Here is a 26,620-nt window from a genome sequence, read left to right on the forward strand (position 1 = left end):
GGCGGCGTGAGCACCCCGTCGAATCAAGACGTCGCATGGGTGACCTCGCGCACGCACCCGTGGCGCCGCGCCGACGGTGACGGCCGCATCCAGGACGGCGATCTGGTGGCATTTTCCACCGGGGTCCTGGCGGGCGGCTACGTGGGCGAAGTCGGACGGACCTGGCCCGCAGCCAAGAAGCAGGGTCCCGGCGGCGCCGCGGCCCTCTACCGGCGGTGGGAAAGCCTGTGGGACAGACTGATCGACACCTGTCGGCCCGGGGTGGGCGCGGCCGACCTGATGGCCGCCTACCAAGCCGCGGGGGAGCCGGACCCACCGATGCCGGTGGCCCGCGGTCTGGGCATGGGGTTCGACCCACCCGTCGTCTCCAGGCATCTACCCGCAACCGCGGCCGACGAACGTCTGGAACCGGGGATGGTGCTGGCCGTGACGGGTTATGTGTGGGAAGAAGGAGTAGGCGCGGTATTCGGGCGAGAGGCGGTCCTGATTACCGCGGATGGTCCTGAAGTGCTCACCGCCAGCCCATTCTGGCAGCCCTAGCCATGCCCAACCCCGCAGAGCCGCCGGCGGAAGAGATCATCCGGTACGACAAGGACGCCAAGACGCGGATCGCCACGATCACGTTCGACCGGCCCGACTACCTCAATGCGCCGACGATCGCCGCCCGTGTGCGCTACGCAGATCTGTTGCACCGGGCCAACATCGACGACGACGTCAAGGTACTGGTGGTTCGCGGTGCCGGCGACGACCTTGGTTCGGGTGCCGATCTGGTCGAGGTGATGCGCCTTCGTGATGCGGCGGATCAGGGCCCGCGGCTCGCCGAGTACCGGATCGGAGCCGATGAAGTCCGGTACCCGCCCCCGGGCTCGTTTCGCAACGGCGCCACCCTCGGTCAGTGGTATGCCAACCCGAACTCCGGCATCCGCGGCCTGCAGGACTTCAAGAAGATCAGCATCCTCGAGGCCAAGGGCTACTGCTACGGATGGCACTTTTACCAGGCCGCCGACGCCGACCTGGTGATCTCCAGCGACGACGCGCTGTTCGGGCATCCGTCGTTCCGGTATTACGGCTGGGGCCCCCGCATGTGGTGGTGGGCGCAGACCATGGGTATCCGCAAGTTCCAGGAGATGGTGTTCACCGGAAGGGCTTTCACCGCCGCGGAGATGTACGACTGCAATTTCCTCAACAGCGTGGTGCCCAGGGATGAACTCGAGGCGGAGGTGGAGAAATACGCCTCGGCCTGCGCCCGCAATCGCCCCACCGACACGGTCTTCATGCAGAAGGTCTTCTTCGAGATCATGAAGCAGTTCCAGGGCGAATATCTGGGCAGCATGCTCAGCGGCGTCTTCGAGTCGATGGGCGGCAGCGTCCGCCCGGATGTCGGCGATGAATTGATGCTCGCCGATGCGCTGCACCAGGGTCTGGGCGATGCGGTCAAAGACAACGACAGCAAGTTCCCCGCCGAGTGGCGTTTGAGCAAGGGTGCGCGCAAGAAGGCTCGCAAGAACGCACGCAAGAAGGCGCCCACCGGCAAGGACACCAAGGCGAAGAGAAAGAACCAGTGACGCGAGTCGAACCGCCACTGGCCGGCTACACGGTGATCGATCTGTCCACCGGCATCGCGGGTGCCTACTGCACCAAGTTGCTCGCCGACGGTGGTGCCCACGTCGTGAAAGTCGAGCCGCCAGAAGGTGATCCGCTGCGTATGTGGTCGGCCTCCGGTGCCGCCTTCCCGGAAGGCGACGACGGCGCGTTGTTCAGCTTCCTGGCCGGCGCAAAGCACAGCGTCGTCGCCGATCTCGCCGAAGATGGCGACGTCGGACTGGTGGACCGACTGCTGGCCTCCGCCGATGCGGTGATCTGGTCCGCCGGTTCCACAGTGGCCGAGCATTCGGACTTCACGCCCCAAGCCGTCCATGGTCGCCACCCGCACCTCACCGTCACCGCGATCACGCCGTTCGGACTGGAAGGACCTTGGCGAGACCGCGCCGCAACCGAATTCACGCTGCAGGCGTGGTCGGGGGGAATCGTCGGCCTCGGCCGCGGCGAGCAGCAGCGCCCGCCCGTCTTCGTGGGCGGGCAGGCCGGCGAATATGTGGCCGGCGCGTACGCGAGCGCGGCCACCCTGTCGTCGCGGTGTCGCCGAATCGACGGCGGGGCAGGAGAACTGCTGGACCTGTCGATGCTCGAGACCCAGATCCTGTGCCTCACCTACTACCCGGTCACCTACTTCGAGGTGCTCGGCCGGCCGTGGCGAGACATGCGCCGGCCGACGATTCCGGGAGTGGCTCAGGCAAAAGACGGCCTGGTGGATCTCGGCTGCGGAACCGCGCAGCAGTGGTTCGACCTGTGCGCGATGGTGGGCCACCCCGAGTGGATCGATGAGGACTCGCCGCTGTCGATCACCGAGCAAGCCAACATCCACGCCGAGGAGATCTTCGCCTGGATGTCCAGCACCCCGGTCGACGAAATCCGGGAACTGGCCATGGCATTCCGCATCCCCAACGCGCCCGTCGCCAACGGCGCCAATGTCACGTCGTTTGACCAGTTTGTAGAACGTGATTCATTCGTCCGCAATCCGCGCGATGGGTTCGAGCAGCCGAGTCACCCGTATCGGATGCGGCCGGCGCGGTTGCGCGGACCGCATCCGGCGCCGCGCCTGGGGGAGCACACCGAGCAATACCGCACCGCGGATCTCCCCGCACGGCCCGAACCGATTGGTATGGCGAAACCGTTGCCGCTCACCGGTCTTCGGGTCCTGGACATGACCACGTTCTGGGCGGGGCCGTGCGGCACCCATTTTCTGGCCATGCTCGGTGCCGAGGTCATCCACATCGAATCGACCCGCCGCCCGGATGGCACTCGGCTGATCGCCGGCGTGCCGATCACCGAGGATCGGTGGTGGGAGAAGTCGCCCATCTTCGAGGCCCTGAACACCAACAAGAAGGGCCTGACACTCGACCTGCAGAGCCCGCGCGGCCGAGAGCTACTGCGGGAGCTCATCGCAACCTGCGACGTGGTGGTGGAGAACTTCACGCCGCGGGTGCTGGATCAGATCGGGCTCGATTTCGCCTCCGTTCGATCGATCCGGCCGGACACGGTGCTGGTGCGGATGCCGGGCTTCGGTCTCGAGGGGCCATGGCGCGACAACCCGGCCTTCGCCTACGTCATCGAAGCCGCCTCCGGCGTCAGTTGGCTCACCGGTTACCCGGACCGCACACCCTATGACCCGTATTCGATCGGTGACCCCAATGCCGGTGTTCACGCGGTCAACGCGATACTGCTGGCGCTGGAGCATCGCCGCCGCACCGGTGACGGCGTGTTCGTCGAAGCGGCGATGGTCGATGCGGCGCTGAACATCTCCGCCGAGCAGGTCATCGAGTACTCGGCGTACGGCGCGGTGCTCGAGCGTGACGGCAACCGGGGACCGACCGCCGCACCGCAGAACCTCTACCTCAGCGAGGATGTCGACGAATTCGGCCGGCTCGATAGCTGGGTTGCCATCGCCGTGGCCACCGACGACCAGTGGGTGAAACTGTGCCGGGCGCTCGGATCACCCTCCTGGGCAACCGATCCCGCGCTGTCGACACAAGCCGGCCGGCGCGAGCACCAGGATTTGATTGACGAGCGACTCGCTGCCTGGTGCGAGCACCGCGGCCGCGACGAAATCGTCGCAACACTGTGGGACGCCGGCGTGCCGGTGGCCAAGGTCATGCAACCGCATCGGCAAACCGAGCTGGAGCAGTTGGCGTTTCGGGGCTTTTTCGAAGAGGTCGACCACCCGGTGAACGGCCCGGCTAGGCTGAGCACCGTGCCGATGAGATTTTCCGCCGGGCCCAACACGTTTCACACCGAGCATGCGCCGCTGCTGGGGCAGCACAACCACGAACTGCTGACCGAACTCGGCTTGTCCGACGCCGAGATTGCCGGCCTGGAAGCCGACGGCGTTATCGGCAGCGCGCCGGTGATGCACACGGCGAGCTGATCGACCATGGCGATCGATCCCTCGAACATCCTGCTGACCGGCCGCGTAGCGGTGGTGACCGGCGGGGGAGTGGGCATCGGCCGCGGCATCGCGGCCGGGATGGCCGCCTTCGGCGCGCGGGTGGCGATCTGGGAGCGCGACCCGCAAACCTGCGTGGCGGCAGCCGAATCCCTTGGCGGCCTGGGGATCGTCACCGATGTCCGAGACAGCGGCCAGGTGGATGCCGCACTGGAGCGCACCATCGCGGAACTGGGCACGCCGACGATTCTGGTGAACAACGCCGGCGGCGTGTTCTCCTCGCCGCTGCTGGAAACCAGCGAGAACGGTTGGGATGCGCTCTACCGCGCCAACCTGCGCCACGTGCTGCTGTGCAGCCAGCGGGCCGCCCGAAAGATGGTGTCGGAGGGCCTGCCCGGCAGCATCATCTCGCTGACCTCGATCGAAGGCGTCCGAGCGGCGCCGGGCTACGCCGCCTATGCGGCCGCCAAGGCCGGTGTCATCAACTACACCAAGACCGCGGCGCTGGAATTGGCTCCCCACGGGATCCGGGTCAACGCGATAGCACCCGACATCACGCTCACCGAGGGGCTGGCGCAGCTCGGGGGCGAAGCGGCGACGAGCGCAATCCGCGATATGGTGCCGATGGGACGTCCCGGTCATGTCGACGAAATCGCCGGTGCCGCAGTATTTCTAGCCTCGGACATGGCGGCCTACCTCACCGGGCAGACGCTGCACATCGACGGTGGCACCCAGGCCTCCAGCGGGTGGTATCACGACCCGCAGACCGGCGATTACCGGCTGGGCCCGTCACACTAGCTACTAGTGCGTCCAGCCCTCGGCGGCTTGTTCGTCGAAGGTCTGGTCAATGCGCTCGAACCTGCGACGGATGGACGCCCGGGCGGCCGCGTGCGGCAGGATGTACAGCCGGTTGGCCAGGATCGCATCGGCGGTCAGCCGCGCGACATCGTCGGCGCTAACGCTCTCGTCCTGGGTGGGCAACGTTCCGAACGCCGCCTCGGGACTGGCCGAAAGCCCGTAGTCTGCGCCGCGTATCCGTTCCGAATTGGAGACCAACTTGGTTTCCACGACCATCGGGCACAACACCGATACGCCAATGCCATTGGCCTTGACCTCACGCGCCAGCGTTTCGGCGAGCCCGACGACACCGTATTTGGCAACGCCGTACGTCCCGAGACCGGCGTTGGGCACCAACCCGGCGAAGGACGCGGTGAAGGCGATGTGCCCACCACTGCCCTGCTCGATCAACCTGGGCACGAACGCCTCGACCGCGTGGATCGATCCCCATAAGTCGATGTCGATCACCCAGCGCCAATCATCGTGGTTCATCTGGCCGATCGGCCCCGCAACGACGATGCCGGCATTGCTGAAAACGACGTCGACGCTGCCGAGCAAACGGAAGGCCTCGTCGGCGAGGTGAACCATCTCGTTGAGATTCCGGACGTCGCAGACCACGCCGTGCGCGTCGAAACCCTCGCCGCGCAGCCGATGCACCGCCTGCTCCAGAGCGGGCTGATCGACGTCGGAGAGCACCATGCGGGCCCCCCGGCGGCCGAATTCGGTGGCGGTGGCCAAACCGATGCCGCTGGCCCCGCCGGTGATGACCGTCCCGCGTCCCTCGAAATCGTCCATAGCTGCCGAGCGTATTACTCGCTCAGGGGACGGTGTGAGAGACATCATGTAGCTAGGACCCTAAATATTAGGGCACCATGTAACTATGACCGTTTCGACTGCGCGTGACGTCGATCCGCTGGCCCTAGAACGCCAGGTGTGCTTCGCGCTGGCGACGACCAACCGGGCGGTCTTGGCGGTGTACCGGCCCCTCTTGGAGCCGCTCGGCCTGACCCATCCGCAATATCTGGTGATGCTCGCACTCTGGGATCACCGCAAGGCCCCGGCGTCGGACCAATTCCCGCTGTCGGTCAAGCGAATTGCCGCCGCGTTGCAGATGGATTCCGCCACGCTGTCGCCCATGCTCAAGCGCTTGGAGGGGCAGGGGCTGATCAGGCGCGTCAAGAATACGGCCGACGAGCGCACCACCGACGTGATGCTTACACAGCGCGGAATCGCTTTGCGAGAGCGAGCACTTGAGGTCCCGCCCGCGGTCGTCGCACGTCTCGGGGTCGAGCTGGCCGAACTCGAGAACCTGCATCGGGTCCTCACCCGGATCAACGCCGCCGCCGTGGCGGCCGGCGCATTGCGACCCTGACATCACATTGAGGAGCCATTCATGACCGACGCGAAACCCAGACTCTGGCAGCGGATCGGCTATTCCTACGGTCGGCGATTGCCCGACGCGATGCGCAGCTGGGTGGCGCACGATCTGGCCGGGCAGGGAGCCGTCCGCCGGCACATGATCAGGTGGGCCATACCGCCCCTGCTGGTTCTTGCACCGTTTTGGCTGCTGCCCGCATCGCTTTACGTGCACACGGAGATGACCGTGCCGCTTTACATCTGGGCGCTGCTGATAACCCTTGCCCTGAACAAGGTCTGGCGCCGCCACCGGCTGGCGGTGCATGGACTGGACCCGGACCTGGTCGACGTGATCACCCGCCGGAAACACGCACGGATGCACGAGGATTACATCCGCCGCTACGGGCCCCGACCCGAATCGGCCGAATGGCAGTCCAACAGCAGCCCCTTCTAGCGGCTATTTCAGGCAGCTACCCGCATCGACCGGCAGGGTCACACCGGTGATGTAGCGGGCTTCGTCCGAGGCGAAGAACAGCACCGCGTTGCTGATGTCGATCGGCTCAACCCAGGGGATCGGCAGCGTGTGGAACAACTGACAGATCGGCGCCATGTCATCGGGGCCCGGGTTCTCCAGGTCCGGGCGGAACATCTTGAAGGTGCCTTCGTTGTGCAGCATGGGAGTTTTGACGTGCGTGGGGTGCACGGAGTTGACGCGAATCATGTGCTGTCCCAATTCAACTCCGAAGGCACGCATCAGCCCGACGACACCGTGCTTGGCGGCGACGTAGTGACCGGTGTGGGGGTAGGCCTTGAGCCCACCGACCGAGCTGGTCAGGATGATGGAGCCGCCGCGACCGCCGGCCAAAAGATGGGGCACACCGGCTTTCACGGTCTTCCACACCCCGGCCAGGTTGATGTCGATCATCTCGGTCCAGTCTTCTTCGCTGGTCTTGTCCAAGGTCTCGCCGCCGTTGCCGATTCCGGCGTTGGCGACGATGATGTCGAGCCGGCCGAGTTGCTCGACGCCGCTGTCCACCGCCGCCTTGAGTGCGTCGTAGTCGCGCACATCGACTTCGGCCGTGAAGATCCTGCGGTTGTGTCCCTTGACCAGGTCGGCCGTCTCGGCCAGGTCCTCGGGAGTCGATGCCGGGATCGCGGTGTCGACCACGCCCTCGCGGATGGGCTTGCAGATGTCGATCGCGATGATGTCGGCACCCTCCTGCGCCAACCGCACCGCGTGGCTGCGGCCCTGACCGCGCGCCGCTCCGGTGACCAAGGCGACTTTGCCCTCAACACGTCCGGTCATGGCTACCTCAACTCCTGACTTGATCTGGTCGGCACCCCTGCGCGGAGAACAATCGCGTCCCCGGATCGCGGGTCCTGCCGCTTTTGAACTCTGTCATTCGGCCATCACGGGTGTCAATGGCGAATCCGTTTCGGCTATCTGTGGTTCTAGATATTAGAGAATCTCATTCTCACCGGCAATCGGCGTGCGCTATTTGCTCAGCTCAAATGTGAGGAAGATCGCGGCCGTGACGCCGCCCTCGGGCGAACTACGCGACGAAGCCGTGTGCGCAGAAGTCCCATACCTCTTCGGCGGTGATGGGGTGGGTCGTCGCGTCGTCGGGGCCGCCGCTGGACTGCGCGATGAACATCACCGTCTGCATGGTCATGGCGGCCACGCGCTTGGGATTGATGGTGTTGCGCAACTTGCCGGCATCGTCGGCCGCGTCCATCAGTTCCGTCAGCAATGCCAGCAATGGTGCATGGGCCACCTTGACCTCGGCCGGGTGCGTTACCAAAAGGCGAGGAGCAAAGTCGGTGAACAGCGGCCGCTTGGCCGTCGGGTCCGGCCGCGAGGCTTCGTACAACAGTTGAACTGCGACCTGCAGCCGCTCCAGCGGATCGGTGTGGCTTTCCGTGGCGGCACGAATCTGGTCGGCGGATCGACTCAACGCATCTTCGAAGAGCGCCAGCAACAGCTCATGCTTGCCATCGAATTGCAGGTAGAAGCTGCGCAGCGACTGACGAGAGCGGTCCACGACCTCCTGCACGGTGAAATCTGTGCTGCCCTTTTCGATGATGATGGCCTGCGCCGCATCGAGGAAGCGCTGGACACGTTGCGCCGCCCGCAATTTCGCGGTTTTGATGGACCGCTCGACGGCGCGCTGCTTCCAGGCGGGCTCTTCGCTGGGGTTGGTCACGGCCGACTCGAGTGATTGCCGCGCGGGGAGAACATGGTTGGACTGTACCGGAGAACGCCGTGACATCTCTGCGCTCGACCCCCTCACGGATCACGTGTCGGAGATTGTAACTTTCTTACCACGAGAATACTATTCTCTTAGACGTGTCTAGGGAAGCGTAATCGCAAGAGTGAACCGCGCCGTCGGCGGAAAGCGTGATCTACCGGGGGCGTGTGTCTGCTCAGGACCAGTGTCGGGAAGTGCTGTGCAGCTGACGTTTGACGCCGACGTGGAGGCGTTCCGGGCCGAATTCGTCGCGTTCCTCGATGCCCATCTGCCCGCCGAGGCTGACGCGTTCCAGCGGCCGCAGTCGAGTTCGGACATCCCCGAGTGGGCCCGTCGGTGGCAACGCCTGCTGTTCGACAGCGGGTGGCTACTGCCGGGCAACCCGCCCGAGTTCGGCGGGCGCAATGCGACGCTGCTGCAGCAATACGTGTACCAGGAAGAGTTGTCGCGACGGCGGATATACCAGAGTTTCAATCCGCAGGGTGTGGGCATCATCGCGGCGTCACTGCTGTCGTTCGGAACGCCCGAACAGAAGCGGCGATGGGCGGTGCCGATCCTGCGCGCGGAGATGACCGCGTCGCTCGGTATGAGCGAACCCGGCGCGGGCTCGGATCTGGCGTCGCTGAAGACCCGCGCGGTGCTTGACGGTGACCACTTCGTCGTCAACGGGCAAAAGGTATGGACGTCGGGCGCCCATCACGCCGATGTGCTGTTGACCTTCGTGCGCACCGATCCGGACGCGCCAAAGCACAAGGGCATCAGCGCTTTACTGGTTCCGACCGACAACCCCGGTGTGGTCCGCCGTCCGTTCGCCTCGGTGGGCGACATCGAAGACGTCGACTTCAACGAGGTCTTCTTCACCGACGCGCGGGTGCCGGCCGAGAACTTGGTGGGGGAGCTCAACGCGGGCTGGCGCGTCGCGACCGGTTCGCTCGGGCACGAACGCGCGATGCTGTGGCTGGATTACGCAGACATGCTGCACGCACTGACCGTCGAGTCCAGCCCCTCGGGGTCCCTGCAGCGGGATCGCTACGCGACGCTGGTGATGGATTTTTACGCGATGCGGCTGCTGGGGTCGGCGACGCTGGCCAAAGCAGCGCGCGGTGAAGAGGACGTGCCGGCTCAGTCGGTGCTCAAATTGCTCGGCTCGGAGGCGATGCAACGCGCCTGCGAGGACGCCCTCAACGCCAAGGACGGCGACGGACTGGTGTTGCGGGGCGTTACCGCCCCGTTCGCCCCGCTCAATCTGGACAGCCACTACGGCAGCTGGTTCGACCGGTACACGCGCACCTTCGCCGCGACCATCGCCGGTGGTACGTCGGAAATTCAACGCAACATCATCGCCGAACGCGTGCTGGGGCTACCGCGGAATTGATCCGCGCATCAGCGGTTCTGGGCGTCGAGCCGGGCGTAGAAGCTGATGGCGACCAGACCCGCGAGTATCGCGATCGCCCCTAAAGCCATTCCGGCCAACGCGGTTCGGGGATTGTTCGCTTCCCCGCGGGCGACTCGTCGCCGGGCGATATCGCCCGTCACCACCGCCGCGATGCCGAAGGGTACCCCCAGCATCATCCAGCACGTGATGAGCCCGACCAGGCCCAGGAGAAGCGCGGCGACGCCGACCTCGTTTCGCGGTGCGTCGGGGTGACTCATTGCGTCCCATCCTCGGGGGGCCGTGCGTGGGCAGTCGGCGCCGTTGTTGTCCGCGCCCAGTTTGACCCGAGCTTTGGCCAACGGGCAAGGCCATCGCATCGGGGAAGCGTGTCATCGTCGGCACATGGCATCCGTGTGCCCCCACGGGTCGACGAGTCGCCTTAAACGGTCATTGTCGGGATGGCTCGTTACAGCTGGGCAAGCCGCGGCGCGGATCCCGTTGCCACCAGCGCGCTTCCGGCTTCGCGCGTGAGTTCTCGGGCGCTGCCGAGCAGTCCGTCGAGGATCAGCGACCGCTTGATGTGGTGGTGCAGCGGATGTTCGGCGGTGAATCCGATACCGCCGAGCACCTGCTGGCAGTGGCGTGCGGCGGTCAGCGCCGCCTGGCCGGCCGCGGCCTTGGCGAGCAGGGAGGCCAGTCCCTCGGGATCGTCGCACTCGGTGGCGGCCTGCAGCGTCGCCTCGGCGCCCTCGATTGCCACCAGTGTCTCGGCCAGTCGGTGCCGGACCGCCTGGAACGAGCTGATGTGTCGACCGAATTGAACGCGATCCACGGCGTGCTGACGAGCCAGCGACAGCATGGCGCGGCTGGTGCCGACCAGCCACCAGCCCAGCGCCCGCCGTCCCGCATGCAGCGCGGCCGACGGCAATGGGTCACCTTGCGGCACAGGGTGTATGGGAAGCAGTTCGTCGATCGTGGAGTTGGACTGGTCGCGGCGCTCCCACAGCACCCAGGACCCGCCGGCGAACGGCAGCGGCAAGGTGCCGCCGGGTGCATCCCCCGCCGCGCATGCCACCACGTCGTTGAGCACGGGTGCGTGCGCGCCGGTCTCACCGAGCAGCTTGAATACCAAAGACATGGCGATGTCTGGCATTTCGTCGAGCATGTCGCGCCAGCCGAGATCGGTCAGCGCGGCATCGAGCTTGGCTCCCGAGGCGGCACTCATCGTCGTCCGCAACGAGTCGGCCAGCAGGCGCAGCGACTCGGTGTCCGACTCGGTGTCCGGCGAAGGGGTCACGGTTCACTCCTTCCCGAGGTCGAGCAGCCGGCGGGCGATGATATTGCGCTGAATCTCGGCGGTGCCGCCATAGATCGTCGCGGCGCGTGAGTACAGGTATTCCGAACGCCACGGTGTGTCTTCGAGTTCGAGCCGCGCCGGCAGCAGGTCGCGGACGGTGTCGTAGAGCCGCTGCTCGGCGGCGGCCAGCAGCACCTTGTCGATGGAGGTGTCGGGTCCCAGGCGGGCTCCGTCGCGCATCCGGTGCTGAGTGCTGCGGGACCGGCAGCGCAAGGTATGTAGCGCCAGATAGGCTCCCCCAAGCGCGGATTCGTCGGGCGTACCGATTTCGGATGCCTCAGCGATCAGATCGTCGAACCGGGAGTAGAGGTAGGCGATTCGCTGCCAGAAGCAGGAGGAGCGCTCATAGGGCAGCAGGTCCATGGCGAGTCGCCAGCCGTCTCCGGGTTGGCCGAGCATCCGGCTCGCCGGAATCACCACGTCGTCGTAGTACACCTCGCAGAACTCGTCGACGCCGTGCATCGTGCGCAGCGGGCGGATGGTGATGCCCGGGGTGTCGAGGTCGACGAAGAAGGCGGTGATCCCGTCATGGCCGGGCGCGGTGCGGGTGAGCAGGACGCACCGTGTCGAGAACTGGGCGAAGCTGGTCCACACCTTTTGCCCGTTGACGATCCAGTTGTCGCCTTGCTGTGTCGCGCGAGTGGTCAGCGAAGCGAGGTCGCTGCCGGATCCCGGCTCGGAAAAGCCCTGACACCATTGCTCTTCGCCGCTCAGCAGCCGCGGCACCATTTCCGCGGCAAGCCCCGCGGGGGCGTAATCGATCATGGTGGGTGCGAGCACTTCGAGCATCGAGTACGGGCCGGGTTCGGCCAGGCGACGGCCCACGACCTCTTCGCCGACGACCGCCCGCAACAGCGCGGGACCACCCAATCCGCCGACCTCGACCGGCCAGCCGTACCGCATCCAATCGGCGTCATAGAGCGCGCGACTGACCCGGGCGAACTGCCGCATATGGCCCTGCAGCGAGTGGTCGGGGCCGGGAGTCAGATCGTTGTCGGCGAGCCACGCGCGCAGGTCGGCTCGGAACTGCTCGACATTCACCGCACTGTCGATTGGTCGGCTCCTTAGGTCGCTGCCTGGGCCGCCGAGTCCCCGGAGGGACGCCCGATGGCGTGCGGGCGCCCGGAGTCGTGCACACCGCTGCGGCGGATGAAGGTCATGGCGCGGGTCTTGAGCCGCCACCCGTCGGCGGTTCGCACATAGGTGTCGCGATAGTAACCGATCCGCATGTCGTGACTGGAGTGGTCGATGAAGCACAGCGGTTGGGTCCCGCTGGCCGCATCGCCGTCAAGGTCGACCACCGCGGTCCCGGTGAGAAACAAGCCCTTTGGGGCCGCGGCCACCAATTCCGGGAACCGGTTCAGGCTGTAGGTTTCGCCGAATGCGCTGTATGTCCCGTCCGGTGTGAAGACGGCGACGAGACCGTCGATGTCTTGCTGGGTGATGGTCACCGCATAGCGGCCGAGCAACTGCTGGATCTCGACCAGGTCGTCAGTTCGCGTTGGGCCGCTCTTAGACTGATCGGGCGTCGACATAGACCTTGCCGCCTTTCATGACGAAGCTGACGTGCTGGGTAACCGTGATGTCTTCCAACGGATTTCCCGGCACCGCGATGATATCGGCGAGCTGGCCTTGCGCCAGTCGGCCGCGGTCGTTCGAGTTGATGAGCTCGGCCGCGGTGACGGTGGCCGCCCGCAACACGGCCAGTGGCGGCAGGCCCCATTCGACCAGTGTGACGAGCTCGTCGGCGTTGCGTCCGTGGGGAATCGCCGGGGCGTCGGTGCCGACGGCGATCTTCACACCGGCCTTGTGCGCGGCCAAGATCGACGTGCGTGACTTCGGAAACATCTCGGCGGCCTTGGCCTGCAGTTCGGGTGGCGCGTGCGAAACGTCCATCCCCTCGGCCAGGCGCCGAGTGCTCACCAGGAATGTGCCGTTCTCGACCATGGTGGCGATCGCCTCGTCGTCGATCAGGAACCCGTGCTCGATGCAATCGATGCCGGCGGCGACGGCGTGCTTGACCGCGTCCGCGCCGTGGGTGTGGGCGGCCACACGCATCCCGCGCCGGTGCGCCTCGTCGACGATCGCGCACAGTTCTTCGTCCGAATAATGCTGTGCCCCAGGAGGTCCTGTCAACGACATCACCCCGCCCGAACAGCAGACCTTGATCAGCTCGGCGCCGTGCTTGATCTGATAGCGCACCGCTTTCCGGATCTCGTCGATCCCATTCGCGATACCTTCCTCGACGGTCAGATCCAACACGTGCGGTGAGAACGCCGCGAACATCGTCGGGTCCAGGTGCCCACCGGTCGGGGTGATGGCGTGCCCGGCCGGCACCACCCGTGGACCGTCGATCCAGCCCGCGTCAATCGCCTTGCCCAGCGCGACATCCAGCAGGTATCCACCGGTCTTGACGAACAGCCCGAGGTTGCGCACCGTGGTGAACCCGGCGCGCAGCGTGCGGCGCGCGTTGCCGACCGCCCGCAACATTCGCGTCGGTGGGTCGTCCTGCACCTGGGACAGGCCGGGTTTCTCCCCGCGACCGCCCATGAGCAGGTTGACCTCCATGTCCATCAACCCTGGCAGCAGGATCTGGTCACCGAGATCGATGAGCTCGCCTTCTGGCTCGCCGCCGACACCGACGATCCGGTCTCCCTCGATCTTCAGGATGCCGGGCCGAACGATCTCACCAGCATCGACGTCGAGCAGTCCGGCGGCCTTGAGCGTCTGCACCTGTCAGATCACCGGTTCTCTGGTCAGTTCCACCCAGGCTGCCCCGCTGTCGGGAACCCGGGGCTGCTTCCATGCTTCGATCGGAAACGACACCATGACCAACGACTGCATGATGTGCATGAGGGTCCTCGCGTCCTCCGGCAGATCGTCCAGTGGGTATTTGTCACAGTAGGCGATCGCGTCGTTCAGACGGGGAAACGCCGCGTCGTAGAACGCCTGCAACTCGGGCATCGTCGAGGCCAGCCGCTTGGCGTAGCGCTCGGGTTCGGTCGCGAGGTCCCACTCCAAATGGGGCTCCAGGTCTGCGAATTCAGTGGGAAGCGCCATTGTTGGCATACTCCTTTACGTAGTCTTTGGTCACCTTGTGCAAGTGGCGGATCAGGACCTCCTGATCGCACAGCAGGAAGTCTTTGACGGCCCGGGTGCCGATCATGGTCTGGGTCGCCTCCAACGTGTTGGCGTCTTGCAGCGAGTATTCCTTGAACGTGACAGCGGCCAGCTCCTGGGCCAACCGCTCCCGCGCGTTGCGCGGCGGGACGAAATACAGCGTGCACTCGAAGATGTGCTTATCGACGGCGGTCGGCCAGTAGTGGTACGTGAGGTACCAGCCGGGCTCCCAGATCAACAGCATGAAGTTCGGGTAGAAGTGGAATGAGTCGATTCCCCACTGCGGCACCTTCTTCGGGTTGACGCCCGGGGGCAGCTCGAGCCCTTCGACGATCTCCGGCTTGTCCCACGGGCCGAACAGCCCGCTGCGCAGCACCCGGTCTATCGGCTTGACCATGGACATGTCTTCCGGAGGCGACTGGCCACCCCAGGTCGACTGCAGGCTGTGCGGGCTGGCCATCTCGTAGTGCAGCGCCTCATAGCCGAATTTTTGGATCTTGGCGGCTTCTTCCTTGGTGTATTGCCCCTGATGCAGTATCGGCGCGTGGTAGAACTCGATGAACGCGTCGATGAACAGCTTCCAGTTGCTGCCGACCTCGGCCCGGTAGGAGTAGGTCTCCGTCATCGCGTCGAATGGGTAGCCCTCGACGCCCTTGGCCAGCGGCCCGAGGAAGTCGGCGAGCGGCTTCGCGTGGTCGTCGAAGTTGATGAAGATGAAGCCTTCCCACACCTCGCAGCGCACCGTCACCAGGCCGTAGTCGCTCTTGTCGACGTCGAAGAACTCGCCCTCCTGCTGGATGAAGGTCAGCTCGCCGTCGAGGTTGTAGCGCCAGGCGTGGTATTTGCAGGTGAATTGCCGGCAGGTGCCGGAGGTCTCCTCGTTCGGAAAGTCGTTCCACACCAACTTGTTCCCGCGGTGGCGGCAAACGTTGTGGTACGCCTTGACGGACCCGTCCTTGGTCTTGACGATGATTACCGACGTGCCGGGACCCGCCGAGGGCAGTTCCCTGGTGAAGTAGCTGCCGGTGCGTGGCAGCCGGTCGACTCTACCGACGTTGAGCCACATGCGCCTGAAGACGGCCTCGCGCTCGGCTTCGAAGAATGCCTGGTCGATCGAATCGCTGTAATCGACTGGCCCGGTTCCTAATTCGGGATAGTTTTCTGTCCAACTACCAGCGGCTGGCTTGGGGAAGTGGGCCAACGTTCTTACCTCTCTTGATTGGGCTCAGCCGCCGTCGGCGGCGTGTTCGAGCTGTATGCCGAAAGTGTTGAAGGCCATGGCCAGCAGCGCGTAGCAGCCGACCGTGAAGACGAAATCCATGCGTTGCTGGTCGTTGAGACGCTCGCCCAGCACCGCCCAGGTCTGGTCGGACAACTCCGAATTCTCGTCGAGTTCGTCGACCCCGGTGAGCACGGCTCGATCGAAGGCGTCGAAGTTGTCGGGGCTGCCGTCGCCGAATTGTTGGACCGCCGCGATCTGGTCGTCGGTGATCCCTTCGTCCTTGGCCATCCTGACGTGGTGCGACCACTCGTACGCACACGTGCGACGATGCGCCACCCGCAGGATGGCCAGTTCGCGAATGCGGGCCGGCAGCGTGGACGACATCAGCAGGTGGACGTTGAATCGGAGAAACGCCTTGGCCAGCGCCGGGTGGTGAGCCAGCGTGGAAAGCGCGTTGTTGGCATCCGCTTCACGCATAGCCGAGAGCGCCTGCTGGGTAGCCTCGTCCCACTGGTCGGCGGGGAGCGGCTGCAACCGCATCAGCAGTGTCCTCTCGGTGAAAGAGAATCATATTCTCATTTGCAACTAACAGACTGGCACGAAACGCGCGACTGGTCAATGCCGGCGCGTGATTCGGGCGCGAAGCCGGACCCAGCCGTGCTCAGCCGGCCCTCGATAGGGCGGCGTTTCGCCGAGGACGCGGGAGCGGGCATCGCGCCGATCTACCGCGCCGGGATCTACCTCGTTGCATCGTCGTCCGGAGGCAGGGCAATTCGCCCGTGCGCCCGACCGCTGGTCAGGGGCGTGCAGCCCGTCTCAGCAACCCCTGGATGTTGATTCTCGCTTGACGAGAAGATAGTTTTCATTTTAGTGATCTTGGCACGGGACAGCGATTCGCCGAGGCTGTGATCGACTCGGTGGAACCGACGGAAGGGACGGCCATGAACAAAGAAGACATGATCCTGATCAGCGTTGACGACCACACCGTCGAGCCGCCCGACATGTTCAAGAACCACCTGTCGAAGAAGTATCAGGACGATGCGCCCCGGCTGGTGCACAACGCCGACGGTTCGGATATGTGGAAATTCCGCGACACCGTCATCCCCAACGTGGCGCTCAACGCGGTGGCCGGACGGCCGAAGGAGGAGTACGGCATCGAGCCGACGGGGCTCGACGAGATCCGGCCGGGTTGTTACAACGTGGACGAGCGCGTCAAGGACATGAACGCCGGCGGCATCCTGGCCTCGATCTGCTTCCCGTCGTTCCCCGGCTTCGCGGGCCGTCTGTTCGCCACCGACGACAACGACTTCTCGATCGCACTGGTGCAGGCCTACAACGACTGGCACATCGACGAGTGGTGCGGCGCCTACCCGGCGCGGTTCATCCCGATGGCGATACCGGTCATCTGGGACGCCGAGGCGTGCGCCGCCGAGGTGCGACGGGTCGCCAAGAAGGGTGTGCACGCGCTGACCTTCACCGAGAACCCCGCCGCGATGGGCTACCCCAGCTTCCACGACGATTATTGGACCCCGCTGTGGAAGGCGTTGTGCGACACCGACACCGTGATGAACGTGCACATCGGTTCCTCGGGCCGGCTGGCCATCACCGCGCCGGATGCGCCGATGGATGTGATGATCACGCTGCAGCCGATGAACATCGTGCAGGCCGCCGCCGACCTGTTGTGGTCCAAGCCGATCAAGGAGTACCCGGACCTGAAGGTCGCGCTGTCCGAGGGCGGAACCGGCTGGATTCCCTACTTCCTGGAGCGCGCGGACCGCACCTTCGAGATGCACTCCGCATGGACGCACCAGGACTTCAAGGGCAAGCTGCCCAGCGAGGTTTTCCGCGACCACTTCCTGACCTGCTTCATCAGCGACAAGGTCGGCGTGGCGCTGCGCAACATGATCGGCATCGACAACATCTGCTGGGAAGCCGACTACCCGCACAGCGACTCGATGTGGCCGGGTGCGCCGGAAGAGCTCTGGGATGTCTTGTCCATGAACAACGTTCCCGACGACGAGATCAACAAGATGACCTACGAGAACGCCATGCGCTGGTACTCGTTCGACCCGTTCACGCACATTTCGCGCGAACAGGCGACCGTTGGTGCGCTGCGCAAGGCCGCCGAGGGGCACGACGTGTCCATTAAGGCCCAGGGCCACGACAAGGACAACCGAGGCGGCTCGTCCTTCGCGGATTTCGCGGCCAACGCCAAAGCCCTCAGCGGCAACAAGGACTAAATGACGCGTCGCCGGAATGCATGTGCGCCGGTGCATTCGACTGAAGGAGAATGAGCAGTGCCCGGCGCTGGAATGAACTTTGAGCTCACCGATGACCAGGAACTGATCCGTCGGTCGGTCGCGGAGTTGGCGCGCAAGTTCGACGACCAGTACTGGATGGAAAAAGACCAGGCCCACGAATTCCCTACCGAGTTCTACCGCGCCATCGCCGATGGCGGTTGGTTGGGAATGACCATCCCCACCGAATACGGCGGCCACGGCCTCGGAATCACCGAAGCGACCCTCCTACTCGAGGAGGTCGCCAAATCCGGCGGAGCCATGAACGCCGCCAGCTCAATTCACTTGTCCATCTTCGGCATGCAGCCCGTGGTGGTGCATGGCTCCGATGAACTCAAGGCCCGGACACTGCCCGCGGTCGCGACCGGCGAGGTGCACGTCTGCTTCGGGGTGACCGAGCCCGGCGCCGGGCTGGATACTTCACGCATCACCACGTTCGCCAAGCGCGACGGCGATCGCTACATCGTCAACGGTCGCAAGGTGTGGATCTCCAAAGCGATGGAATCCGACAAGATCCTGTTGCTGACCCGGACGCAAAGCTATGACGAGGTCACCAAGAAGACCGACGGGATGACGCTGTTCCTCACCGATCTCGACCGCAGCCGGGTCGACATCCGCCCGATCCGCAAGATGGGCCGCAACGCCGTCAGTTCCAACGAACTGTTCATCGACAACCTCGAGGTGCCGGTCGAGGACCGAATTGGCGAGGAGGGCAGGGGATTTCAGTACATCCTCGACGGTCTGAACCCGGAGCGGATGCTGATCGCCGCCGAGGCTCTCGGTATCGGCCGGGTTGCCCTGGAGAAGGCGGTGAAATACGGCAACGAGCGTGAGGTCTTCGGCCGTCCCATCGGCATGAACCAGGGTCTGCAGTTCCCGCTCGCCGATTCATTGGCCCGCCTCGACGCCGCCGAACTGATGCTGCGCAAGGCGACTTGGCTTTACGACAACGGCAAACCCTGTGGGCGCGAGGCGAATACCGCCAAGTACCTGTGCGCCGACGCCGGCTTCACCGCCGCGGATCGGGCGTTGCAGACCCACGGCGGCATGGGTTACGCCGAGGAATACCACATCACCCGCTACTTCCGTGAGGCCCGGCTGATGAAGATCGCGCCGGTCAGCCAGGAGATGATTCTGAATTTCCTGGGGGCCAATGTCCTGAAGCTGCCGCGGAGCTACTAGGTCTAACGTCGAACGGATAGTCACGGCGAATTTTCGGCGATCTTTTCGCTCTCGGTGCGCGCTCGGTGATGATGGGACAGTTGGTCGTAAGAATCGGAGTAGAGATATGCGTGAAACAGTGATCGTCGAGGCCGTGCGCACCCCGGTCGGGAAGCGCAACGGCGGGCTATCTGGCATGCATGCCGCCGACCTGTCCGCGGTCGTCCTCAACGAACTCGTGGAACGCACCGGCATCGGCCCCGAGATCGTCGACGACGTGGTCTGGGGCTGCGTCTCCCAGGTCGGCGACCAGTCCAGCAACATCGGCCGCTACGCCGTCCTGGCCGCCGGGTGGCCCGAAAACATTCCCGGGACCACCGTCAACCGCGCCTGCGGTTCCAGCCAGCAGGCGCTGGACTTCGCCGTGCAGGCCGTGATGTCAGGCCAGCAGGATGTCGTCGTGGCCGGCGGTGTCGAGGTCATGAGCCGCGTTCCGCTCGGTTCGGCGCGCGCCTCCGGGATGCCGTATGGCCCGAAAGTGCTTGCCCGCTATGACGAATTCTCCTTCAACCAGGGGCTGTCGGCGGAGATGATCGCCAAGAAGTGGGGCTTCTCCCGCACCCGGCTCGACGAATACAGCGTCGAGTCCCACGAGCGAGCGGCCGCGGCCCAGGACGGCGGCGCGTTCACCGACCAGATCGTGCCGGTGTTCGTCGAGGGGGCCGAGAACAGCGTCGTCACCGCCGACGAGGGCGTGCGGCGCGGCAGCAGCACCGAGAAGCTGGCCGCGCTCAAGCCGGCCTTCGCCGAGGACGGCGTGATCCACGCCGGCAATTCCTCGCAGATCTCCGACGGTGCCGCCGCGTTGCTGGTGACCACCGCCGAGATGGCGGTCGAGCTGGGCCTGACCCCGATCGTGCGGTACCTGGCGGGCGCCGTGACCGGGGCCGATCCGGTGCTCATGCTCACCGGCCCCATCCCGGCCACCGAGAAGGTGCTGAGCAAGGCCGGCGTCGCGCTGTCCGACGTCGGTGTGTTCGAGGTCAACGAGGCCTTCGCGCCGGTGCCCCTGGCTTGGCTGGCGGAGACGGGAGCGGACCCCGGCCGGATGAATCCGTTGGGCGGCGCCATCGCGCTGGGGCACCCGCTGGGCGCCTCGGGCGCCGTGCTGATGACCCGCATGGCGCACCACATGCGCGCCAGCGGGATTCGCTACGGTCTGCAGACCATGTGCGAGGGCGGCGGCACCGCCAACGCGACGCTGGTCGAGCTCGTCAGCTAGCAGCGCCGCCACTCGCGAAGAACCACCCCGGGTGACCCTTGTCACAGCGGGCAAACTAACCTACTGTGTGTTCACTAGGTTGGTTCAGCCCGCCAATCGCACCCATTCGCTCCAGGGAGTCCGGTGACCGTCGCGCGGCGTTACGACACGCTTCTCGCCAAGGGTGAGGACCGCAAGCAGCGGATCCTCGACGTCGCCCAACGCCTCCTCACCCGCAACGGCTGGCGCAGCACGACGCTCGCCCAGATCGCCGGCGAAGCCGGGGTCACCCCCGCGGGGCTGCTGCATCACTTCGAATCGAAGGAACAGCTGCTGCACGCCGTGCTCGATGCCCGCGACCTCGATGACGACACCCATGCCGACCGGACCGGCGACCTTTTCGACCAGATCACCCAGGTCGCCGACCGATTTCACCGGGCCCCCGAACTGGTGGGGATGTTCACCGTCCTGCTGGTCGAGAGCATCCTGCCCGAGGCTCCGCTGCACGACCGCATGCTGGCCAGGCACCGCGCCGCGACCGACATCGTCGCCGATCTGATCCGTCGCGGTCAGGCCGACGGCCGGTACCGCGCAGACATAGACCCCGCCGTCAAGGCGGTAGAAATCCTCGCCTTCGTCCACGGAATGGAAACCACATGGTTGCTCGATCCTTCGATACCGCTACCCGAGGTGTTCAAGCAGTACGCCGAGACGCTGGCGCGGGACTTCGCGCCCTCGAAGAGACCCGGGACGACATGAGATACCGGCTCGACGTCGTCGCCGCCACCGTCATCGACGTGGTGAGATTCGCCGGCGGCTGGATCTTCGACCGGTCGATGGCGGGGTGGGATGTCACCGTGCTTGTCGCGGACCACCCCGACGACCGGCCCCTGCAGATCGTCGGCGCCCAAGTGCTCGACCTCGAGGACGCCCTGACGTCGGCGCAATCGCGCCCGCGTCCGCAGGCCCTGGCGGCCGCGGCCGATCTGTTCGGCTGCGATCCGCGGGTGCGCCAGGGGGTGTTGCAGGCCCTCGATCACGGCGTCACCGAGGTCACGCTGTGGGGTGAGAACTGGCCGTCCGAACTCGACGACAGCGTCGGCCTGGTGCAACACCAGCTGAGCATGGCCGCGCAGACGTTCAAGGCCAAGGCCCTGGCCGCCGCCTCGAACGGCGGAGGGGCGCCGCACATCCCGGTGGGCCACGTCGAGACCTTCCGGAGCGGGCTTTTGGCGTGGCCGTCGGTCGCCGCCGATCTGGTGCCCGCAAGCTGACCGGCGTGGCCGGGGGCCGCGGCGAACGGCGAAGGCGGTCCCCACGGTTTCGGCCTTCGGGAGGGGACCCCGCGTTGACGACCACGGCGCCCTATGGAAATGTAATGCTCATCCGCGAGAGGCGCGTTCTCGCTGGACGAGACTCAAGGAGCAGGAGATGACGAGCGAATTCTCCGAGTTGGACTTCTTCCGCGGCAGCGAGCTCATCGAAGACCCGTACCCCTACTACGAGGCGCTGCGTCAGCGGTGCCCCGTCACGCGGGAAAGCCACCACGACGTCACCATGATCACCGGGTGGGACGAGGCGTGCGCGGTGCTCAACGACGCCGAGACGTGGTCGTCGTGCGTCTCGGTGACCGGACCGTTCCCCGGCTTTCCGGTACCGCTCGAGGGTGACGACGTCACCGAGTTGATCGAGCGGCATCGCGACGAGCTGCCGTTCAGCGACCAGCTGCCCACGCTCGACCCGCCGACCCACACCAACCACCGTTCCCTGCTGATGCGGCTGATCACCCCGAAGCGCCTCAAGGAGAACGAGGACGCCATGTGGGCGCTCGCCGACCAGGCGCTCGACGATTTCCTGGCGCCCGGCCACGGCGAATGGATCAAGGGCTTCGCCGGCCCGTTCACGCTGCTGGTGATCGCCGATCTGCTGGGCGTGCCCATGGAAGATCGCGACAAATTCATCACGGGCATCCGCGAGCACTCGGGCGGCGGTGTCGGGGGCACCGGCAAGGAATCGCTGGCCCACAGCCCGCTGGAATTCCTCTACGGCCTTTTCTCCGACTACATCACCGACCGCCGCCGTGAGCCCCGCGACGACGTGCTGACCGGCCTGGCCACCGCGACCTACCCCGACGGCTCGATCCCGGACGTCGAAGACGTGGCCCGCGTCGCCAGCAACGTCTTCTCGGCGGGCCAGGAAACCACCGTGCGACTGCTGGGCGCCGCGCTGCAGACCCTGGCGGAACGGCCCGACGTCCAGGCGCAGCTGCGCAAGGACCGCAGCCTGATCCCCAACTTCATCGAAGAGTCGCTGCGCCACGAGAGCCCGGTGAAGGGCGACTTCCGGATGAACCGGGTGCCCGTCAACGTCGGTGGCGTCGACCTGCCCGCGGGTAGCACCGTGATGATCGTGCAGGCGGCCGCCAACCGCGATCCCCGCCGGTTCGACGACCCCGCGACCTTCGACCCGGCCCGTAAGAACGCCCGCCAGCACATCTCGTTCGGCCGCGGGATTCACAGCTGCCCGGGCGCGCCGCTGGCGCGGGCCGAAACCCGGGTGGCGATCGAGCGGCTGCTCGACCGCACGACCGACATCAGGATCAACGAGGACATGCACGGCCCGGCGAATGACCGTCGCTACCAATATGTTCCGACGTACATCCTGCGCGGCCTGACCGAATTGCACCTGAAGTTCACGCTGTCATGAAGGTCTGGGTCGACGACGAGCGGTGCTGTGGTCACGGCGTATGTACGACGCTGTGCCCAGAGGTGTTCAGCCTGACCGACGATGGTTACTCGGTGGCGATAGACACCGATGTCCCAACGGAATTAGAGGCCGCCGTCCAAGAGGCCATCAAATGCTGTCCCGAGCAAGCGATCAGCGAGAAGTAACCAAACACTCAGGCGAATAGGGAGATTCTTCAGTGGCTAAAGCGCCAAAAGGATATGTCATCCTGACCGAAGCCATCAAAGACCCGGAGGGCATGAAGGCCTATGCGCAGGCCGCCGGATCAGCGATGAGCGGCGCCACCATTCTCGCGGTGGACACGGCACCCAAAGTCATTGAGGGCGACTGGCACGGCGACCAGACCGTCGTGCTGGAATTCGAGTCGGTGGATGCTGCGCGGGCGTGGTACGAGTCCGAGGGTTATCAAAAGGCGGCGAAATTGCGCCAGGCGGCGGCCGACTGCAACGCGGTCATCATCGCCGGGTTGTGAATACCTTTCGCGAACAGCCGATCGCTATTCCTTGATCGACAGCGCCTGCCGGGGGCATTGACGAACAGCCTCCCGCACATCCTTCTCGGTCTCCGGCGTGATTTCCGGCTTGAGAATCGTCAGCACGTCATCTTCGCCGAGGTCGAAGACCTCCGGGTTGATTCCCATGCATATCCCGTTGGCCTCGCACAGCCCAAGGTCGACTTCGACCCTCACCGCAGCACCTTGACGGGCACGTGCTTCCAGCCCGCGACGTTTTGCATGTTCACCCGTTTGCATCCGGCCCAGTCCACCTCGTAGCGCGGCATGAAGTCGAGCAGCCTCTCCAGCGCGATCCTGCTTTCCATGCGGGCCAGCGCGGCGCCGAGGCAGCTGTGAATCCCGTACCCGAGACCGAGGTGCTGTGCCTCGGTCTGGTCACGCTCGATGTCGAACGTGTCGGCGTCGGTGAAGGCCTCCGGGTCGCGATTCGCCGCGGCGCCGCACAGGAATACGGGTTTGCCGGGCGGAATCACGCCACCGGTGACGTGTGCCTCTTTGAGGGTGTAGCGGACGTTGTACTGCACCGGCCCCTCGTAGCGCAGTAGCTCTTCCACCGCGCCGGGGATCTTGTCGCGATCGTCCTGCAGCTTCTGCCACTGGTCGGGGTGGCGGGCGAAGATCACCGCCGCGTTGCCGATCAGCTTGGTGACGGTCTCGGCGCCCGCCCCGCCCAAAAGGGTGGCGAAGCCGGTGATTTCGATGTCGTCAAGCTTGCGCAGCTGGCCGTCTTCGCCGGGGATTTCGGCCGCGATCAGCCTGCTGATCATGTCGTCCTGAGGCTCCGCGCGCCGCTCTTGGACCAGTCCGAAGTAGTACATCGCCGTGTCGATGTTGGCCTGCATGCCGGCTTCGCTGACCTCGATCTGCCCGGGCTCGTGATGCAGGCTGGTGTCGATCCAGTGGCGGACCTGCTGGCGGTATTCCTCCGGCACCCCGGCCATCCGGGTGATGACTTCCACCGGGAACGGCCCGGAGAAGTTCTGCACGACGTCGAAGTTGTCGGGGTCGACGGCGCCCAGGTACTTGTCGATCACCTCGATGACGGTCTCGCGCTGCGATTGAATCGCCCGAGGCGTGAACGCCTTGTTGAGCAGACTGCGCATGTGGCGGTGCTCCGGTGGATCCATGAAGATGATCGACTTCTGCTCGGGGGCAATGCCCCGGCGCACCATGGCCAGGTCGCAACCGCGCGCCGAGGAATAGGTCTCGAAGTCTTTGAACGCGGCCGAGACGTCGTCATGGCGGGTCAGCGCGTAGAAGTCCTCTTTTTCGTCGTAATAAAGCGGCGCTTCCTCGCGCATCCGTCGGTAGATGTCGAACGGGTTGTTGAAGTAGTCCTCGGAGTACGGATCGAAGACGAGCTTCGGTTTTGTCACTGAATCCTCCTCAGCGGCGAGGTCGGGCTGAAACCTTTACAGCGGAGTCCCTGACTGTAACGCTAACGGTAGCGGCTTCGGGCCGAACCGGAAAGACCAAAACGCTGGCATTTCAAACCAACTTCGCGACGGCCGGCTCAGACTCGAAGGTCTTGATGACCTCGTCCAGCGCGCCCAGGCCGCTGCCCAGTTCCGCGGCGATATCGCGGACGACGGCCACGTCCTTGCCGACGAAATCGCCGGCAACCTCGATGAACGACGCGACGGACCCGCCCGCCGCGACGAGGTTCAGTACCCGGCTGGCCGCGCTGCCGTGCCCGAGTGCGCTCAGCAACGTCGATTCGGGCACGCCGAGCCGCTCGCCCAGCCGGATTGCCTCCGCGAGCAGCCCGATCTGTCCCGCGAAAAGGGCATTGTTGACCAGCTTCACCTTCTGGCCGGCGCCGGTGGGCCCGACGTGGAGGACCGGATCTGCGTAGCAACCCAGCAGCGGCCGTACCCGGTCAACCGCTGGCTCGGCACCGCCCACGAACAGCGTGAGCCGGCCGGCCGCGACGTCGTGCGGGCCTCCGCTGACCGCGGCGTCGACGACGTCGACGTGGTGAGCGCGCGCGGCGATGGCCTCGATGGTGTGTGGACTCGCGGTGGTGTGCACCACCAGCACCGAACCGGACGACATGGTCGGCAGCAATCGGCCGTCCAGGCACACCTGGCGCACCTGCTCGTCGGTGAACACACAGAGCACCACCGCGTCGGCGTGCGCTCCGGTGTCGGCCGCTTCGTTGACGACCTGCGCGCCCAGTTCCTCGAGTTCGCGGCACTTTTCGGCGGTGCGGCCCAAGACGTGGACGTCGTGACCGTCCGCGACCAGACGGCTCACCATGGGGCGGCCCATCCGCCCGGCGCCGACGAATCCGACTCTCACTGGACCCTCATCGGGGATTGCCCATCAGGGCCAGTGCCGCGTCGGCCGCCTCCAGCACGGCGCCGCCGTCGGCGCCGGCCCGGTCGGCGAGGTCGACTACCAGCCTGACGTCCTTCTGCAGCAGCCCCCCGGCGACACCGGCCAGCCGGTCCAGCCCGCCGATGCCGCCAAGGGCATTGAGCGCAAAGCTATTTCCACTGCTGCGTGAGACGACCTCGGTGAGACGCTCCGGGGTGACGCCGAGCGCATCCGCCAGTGACAGGGCAGTGGCCGCTGTGGCGAGGTTGGCGGTGAACAGCAAGTTGTTGAGCAGCTTGGTGGTCTGCCCGGTACCGAGCTCGCCGAGATGAACCACCGGATCGGCATAGGTTTCGAAGACCGGGCGGCAGCGTTCTACGGCGTCGGTGTCGCCGCCGACCATCACGAGTAGGCGGCCTTCCGCCGCCGCGCCGCCGCCCCCGCTCACCGGCGCATCGACGATCGAAACACCGACGGCCCCAGCCCGCTTCGCGAGTTCTCGGCATGTCTTGGGGTGCACCGTGCTGTGCACCACGATGACGCTGCCGCGCTTCATTGCCGACAGCAGTCCGTGTTCGCCGCCGGTGAGTTCGTCGATGTCGGCGTCGCCGACGACGCAGAGGCAGACCAGGTCACTGGCCGCGGCGAGTTCGGCCGGCGAACCGGCGATCTTCGCCGGGGTGTCGGCGAACGCGTCGAGGGTCGCGGGCCTGCGGGCCCACAGCGTGGTGGGGTACCCGCCCTCGACGATCCGCCGCGCCATGGGGCCGCCCTGACTGCCCAACCCGATGAATCCGACGTGCA

30 protein-coding genes are annotated in these 26,620 nt (G+C 65.6%); 15 read left to right on the forward strand and 15 right to left on the reverse strand.

Annotated features, from left to right (window positions below):
* The 4 genes from Q0W90_RS11465 to Q0W90_RS11480 form a co-directional block, all read left to right on the forward strand.
* Positions 1-540: M24 family metallopeptidase (locus tag Q0W90_RS11465; protein ID WP_297774610.1), on the forward strand; the 540-nt coding region annotated here is incomplete at its 5' end.
* Positions 541-542: 2 nt separating this feature from the next.
* Positions 543-1,565, forward strand: coding sequence for an enoyl-CoA hydratase/isomerase family protein (locus Q0W90_RS11470; protein ID WP_297597391.1), 1,023 nt, complete (start codon positions 543-545; stop codon positions 1,563-1,565).
* A complete protein-coding gene (locus tag Q0W90_RS11475) occupies positions 1,562-3,985 on the forward strand; it encodes a CoA transferase (RefSeq protein WP_297774613.1) in 2,424 nt (807 codons plus the stop codon). Before Q0W90_RS11470 ends, Q0W90_RS11475 begins: the two co-directional genes overlap by 4 nt.
* 6 nt (positions 3,986-3,991) lie before the next feature.
* Positions 3,992-4,801, forward strand: a complete 810-nt coding sequence (locus Q0W90_RS11480) for an SDR family oxidoreductase (protein ID WP_297774615.1) — start codon at positions 3,992-3,994, stop codon at positions 4,799-4,801.
* Between the two features lie 3 nt (positions 4,802-4,804).
* On the opposite strand, the gene Q0W90_RS11485 is transcribed toward Q0W90_RS11480, so the two are convergent.
* Entirely contained in the window at positions 4,805-5,635 is an 831-nt protein-coding gene (locus Q0W90_RS11485; protein ID WP_297596990.1) for an SDR family NAD(P)-dependent oxidoreductase, read from the reverse strand.
* 85 nt (positions 5,636-5,720) lie between these two features.
* Between Q0W90_RS11485 and Q0W90_RS11490 the strand changes: the two genes are divergently transcribed.
* Together Q0W90_RS11490 and Q0W90_RS11495 are read left to right on the forward strand one after the other, a co-directional pair.
* Positions 5,721-6,212 carry a MarR family transcriptional regulator gene (locus Q0W90_RS11490; protein WP_297596992.1) on the forward strand — a complete coding sequence of 164 codons (492 nt, stop codon included), beginning with the start codon at positions 5,721-5,723 and terminating at the stop codon, positions 6,210-6,212.
* A gap of 21 nt (positions 6,213-6,233) precedes the next feature.
* Positions 6,234-6,650, forward strand: coding sequence for a DUF5313 domain-containing protein (locus Q0W90_RS11495; protein ID WP_297596994.1), 417 nt, complete (start codon positions 6,234-6,236; stop codon positions 6,648-6,650).
* A 3-nt stretch (positions 6,651-6,653) separates the two neighbouring features.
* Here the strand turns inward: Q0W90_RS11495 and Q0W90_RS11500 are convergent, their stop codons facing one another.
* Together Q0W90_RS11500 and Q0W90_RS11505 are read right to left on the reverse strand one after the other, a co-directional pair.
* Positions 6,654-7,502, reverse strand: a complete 849-nt coding sequence (locus Q0W90_RS11500) for a mycofactocin-coupled SDR family oxidoreductase (RefSeq protein WP_297596996.1) — start codon at positions 7,500-7,502, stop codon at positions 6,654-6,656.
* A gap of 247 nt (positions 7,503-7,749) precedes the next feature.
* Positions 7,750-8,400, reverse strand: a complete 651-nt coding sequence (locus Q0W90_RS11505; protein WP_297596998.1) for a TetR/AcrR family transcriptional regulator — start codon at positions 8,398-8,400, stop codon at positions 7,750-7,752.
* A 244-nt stretch (positions 8,401-8,644) separates the two neighbouring features.
* Between Q0W90_RS11505 and Q0W90_RS11510 the strand changes: the two genes are divergently transcribed.
* On the forward strand, positions 8,645-9,820 hold the full coding sequence (locus tag Q0W90_RS11510) for an acyl-CoA dehydrogenase family protein (RefSeq protein WP_297698955.1): 1,176 nt from the start codon (positions 8,645-8,647) through the stop codon (positions 9,818-9,820).
* An 8-nt stretch (positions 9,821-9,828) separates the two neighbouring features.
* Here Q0W90_RS11510 and Q0W90_RS11515 read toward each other — a convergent pair whose 3' ends face one another.
* The 8 genes from Q0W90_RS11515 to Q0W90_RS11550 all read right to left on the reverse strand — a co-directional run bounded on the left by Q0W90_RS11515 (position 9,829) and on the right by Q0W90_RS11550 (position 16,059).
* Positions 9,829-10,098 carry a DUF4190 domain-containing protein gene (locus Q0W90_RS11515; protein ID WP_297597002.1) on the reverse strand — a complete coding sequence of 90 codons (270 nt, stop codon included), beginning with the start codon at positions 10,096-10,098 and terminating at the stop codon, positions 9,829-9,831.
* A 188-nt stretch (positions 10,099-10,286) separates the two neighbouring features.
* A complete protein-coding gene (locus Q0W90_RS11520) occupies positions 10,287-11,045 on the reverse strand; it encodes an acyl-CoA dehydrogenase family protein (RefSeq protein WP_297597049.1) in 759 nt (252 codons plus the stop codon).
* A 75-nt stretch (positions 11,046-11,120) separates the two neighbouring features.
* Complete coding sequence (locus Q0W90_RS11525; RefSeq protein ID WP_297597004.1) at positions 11,121-12,218, reverse strand: acyl-CoA dehydrogenase family protein; 1,098 nt, start codon at positions 12,216-12,218, stop codon at positions 11,121-11,123.
* Positions 12,219-12,241: 23 nt separating this feature from the next.
* Positions 12,242-12,712, reverse strand: a complete 471-nt coding sequence (locus tag Q0W90_RS11530) for a nuclear transport factor 2 family protein (RefSeq protein WP_297597006.1) — start codon at positions 12,710-12,712, stop codon at positions 12,242-12,244.
* Complete coding sequence (locus tag Q0W90_RS11535; protein ID WP_297597009.1) at positions 12,690-13,910, reverse strand: amidohydrolase family protein; 1,221 nt, start codon at positions 13,908-13,910, stop codon at positions 12,690-12,692. Before Q0W90_RS11535 ends, Q0W90_RS11530 begins: the two co-directional genes overlap by 23 nt.
* Before the next feature lie 3 nt (positions 13,911-13,913).
* The gene (locus tag Q0W90_RS11540; protein WP_297597011.1) at positions 13,914-14,246 is read right to left on the reverse strand and encodes a hypothetical protein; all 333 of its coding nucleotides are present in this window, start codon (positions 14,244-14,246) and stop codon (positions 13,914-13,916) included.
* A complete protein-coding gene (locus Q0W90_RS11545) occupies positions 14,221-15,498 on the reverse strand; it encodes an aromatic ring-hydroxylating dioxygenase subunit alpha (RefSeq protein WP_297597013.1) in 1,278 nt (425 codons plus the stop codon). The genes Q0W90_RS11540 and Q0W90_RS11545 overlap by 26 nt, the downstream gene beginning before the upstream one ends.
* A 24-nt stretch (positions 15,499-15,522) precedes the next feature.
* The gene (locus Q0W90_RS11550) at positions 15,523-16,059 is read right to left on the reverse strand and encodes a carboxymuconolactone decarboxylase family protein (protein ID WP_297597015.1); all 537 of its coding nucleotides are present in this window, start codon (positions 16,057-16,059) and stop codon (positions 15,523-15,525) included.
* 401 nt (positions 16,060-16,460) lie between these two features.
* Here Q0W90_RS11550 and Q0W90_RS11555 point away from each other — a divergent pair, with 401 nt between their 5' ends.
* The 8 genes from Q0W90_RS11555 to Q0W90_RS11590 all read left to right on the forward strand — a co-directional run bounded on the left by Q0W90_RS11555 (position 16,461) and on the right by Q0W90_RS11590 (position 23,455).
* Positions 16,461-17,759, forward strand: a complete 1,299-nt coding sequence (locus tag Q0W90_RS11555; protein ID WP_297597017.1) for an amidohydrolase family protein — start codon at positions 16,461-16,463, stop codon at positions 17,757-17,759.
* Between the two features lie 72 nt (positions 17,760-17,831).
* Positions 17,832-18,998 carry an acyl-CoA dehydrogenase family protein gene (locus Q0W90_RS11560; protein ID WP_297597051.1) on the forward strand — a complete coding sequence of 389 codons (1,167 nt, stop codon included), beginning with the start codon at positions 17,832-17,834 and terminating at the stop codon, positions 18,996-18,998.
* Positions 18,999-19,104: 106 nt separating this feature from the next.
* Positions 19,105-20,259 (forward strand): thiolase family protein, encoded by a 1,155-nt coding sequence (locus Q0W90_RS11565; protein WP_297597019.1) that lies wholly within the window; start codon positions 19,105-19,107, stop codon positions 20,257-20,259.
* Positions 20,260-20,382: 123 nt separating this feature from the next.
* Positions 20,383-20,997 carry a TetR/AcrR family transcriptional regulator gene (locus Q0W90_RS11570; protein ID WP_297597021.1) on the forward strand — a complete coding sequence of 205 codons (615 nt, stop codon included), beginning with the start codon at positions 20,383-20,385 and terminating at the stop codon, positions 20,995-20,997.
* A complete protein-coding gene (locus Q0W90_RS11575; RefSeq protein ID WP_297597023.1) occupies positions 20,994-21,512 on the forward strand; it encodes a hypothetical protein in 519 nt (172 codons plus the stop codon). The genes Q0W90_RS11570 and Q0W90_RS11575 overlap by 4 nt, the downstream gene beginning before the upstream one ends.
* A 157-nt stretch (positions 21,513-21,669) precedes the next feature.
* Entirely contained in the window at positions 21,670-22,944 is a 1,275-nt protein-coding gene (locus tag Q0W90_RS11580) for a cytochrome P450 (RefSeq protein ID WP_297699975.1), read from the forward strand.
* Positions 22,941-23,129: a ferredoxin gene (locus Q0W90_RS11585; protein WP_297597028.1), complete on the forward strand. Its 189-nt coding sequence runs from the start codon at positions 22,941-22,943 to the stop codon at positions 23,127-23,129. The genes Q0W90_RS11580 and Q0W90_RS11585 overlap by 4 nt, the downstream gene beginning before the upstream one ends.
* Before the next feature lie 32 nt (positions 23,130-23,161).
* Positions 23,162-23,455, forward strand: a complete 294-nt coding sequence (locus tag Q0W90_RS11590; RefSeq protein WP_297597030.1) for a DUF1330 domain-containing protein — start codon at positions 23,162-23,164, stop codon at positions 23,453-23,455.
* A 24-nt stretch (positions 23,456-23,479) separates the two neighbouring features.
* Here the strand turns inward: Q0W90_RS11590 and Q0W90_RS11595 are convergent, their stop codons facing one another.
* The 4 genes from Q0W90_RS11595 to Q0W90_RS11610 form a co-directional block, all read right to left on the reverse strand.
* Positions 23,480-23,671, reverse strand: a complete 192-nt coding sequence (locus tag Q0W90_RS11595) for a ferredoxin (RefSeq protein ID WP_297597032.1) — start codon at positions 23,669-23,671, stop codon at positions 23,480-23,482.
* Positions 23,668-24,873: a cytochrome P450 gene (locus tag Q0W90_RS11600; protein ID WP_297699974.1), complete on the reverse strand. Its 1,206-nt coding sequence runs from the start codon at positions 24,871-24,873 to the stop codon at positions 23,668-23,670. The genes Q0W90_RS11595 and Q0W90_RS11600 overlap by 4 nt, the downstream gene beginning before the upstream one ends.
* A 112-nt stretch (positions 24,874-24,985) precedes the next feature.
* Complete coding sequence (locus Q0W90_RS11605) at positions 24,986-25,798, reverse strand: NAD(P)-dependent oxidoreductase (protein WP_297597037.1); 813 nt, start codon at positions 25,796-25,798, stop codon at positions 24,986-24,988.
* A gap of 7 nt (positions 25,799-25,805) precedes the next feature.
* The coding region (locus tag Q0W90_RS11610; protein ID WP_297774624.1) for an NAD(P)-dependent oxidoreductase at positions 25,806-26,620 on the reverse strand (815 nt) is incomplete at its 5' end.

The sequence above is a fragment of the Mycobacterium sp. genome, from assembly GCF_025933915.1.
Classification (GTDB): Bacteria; Actinomycetota; Actinomycetes; order Mycobacteriales; family Mycobacteriaceae; genus Mycobacterium.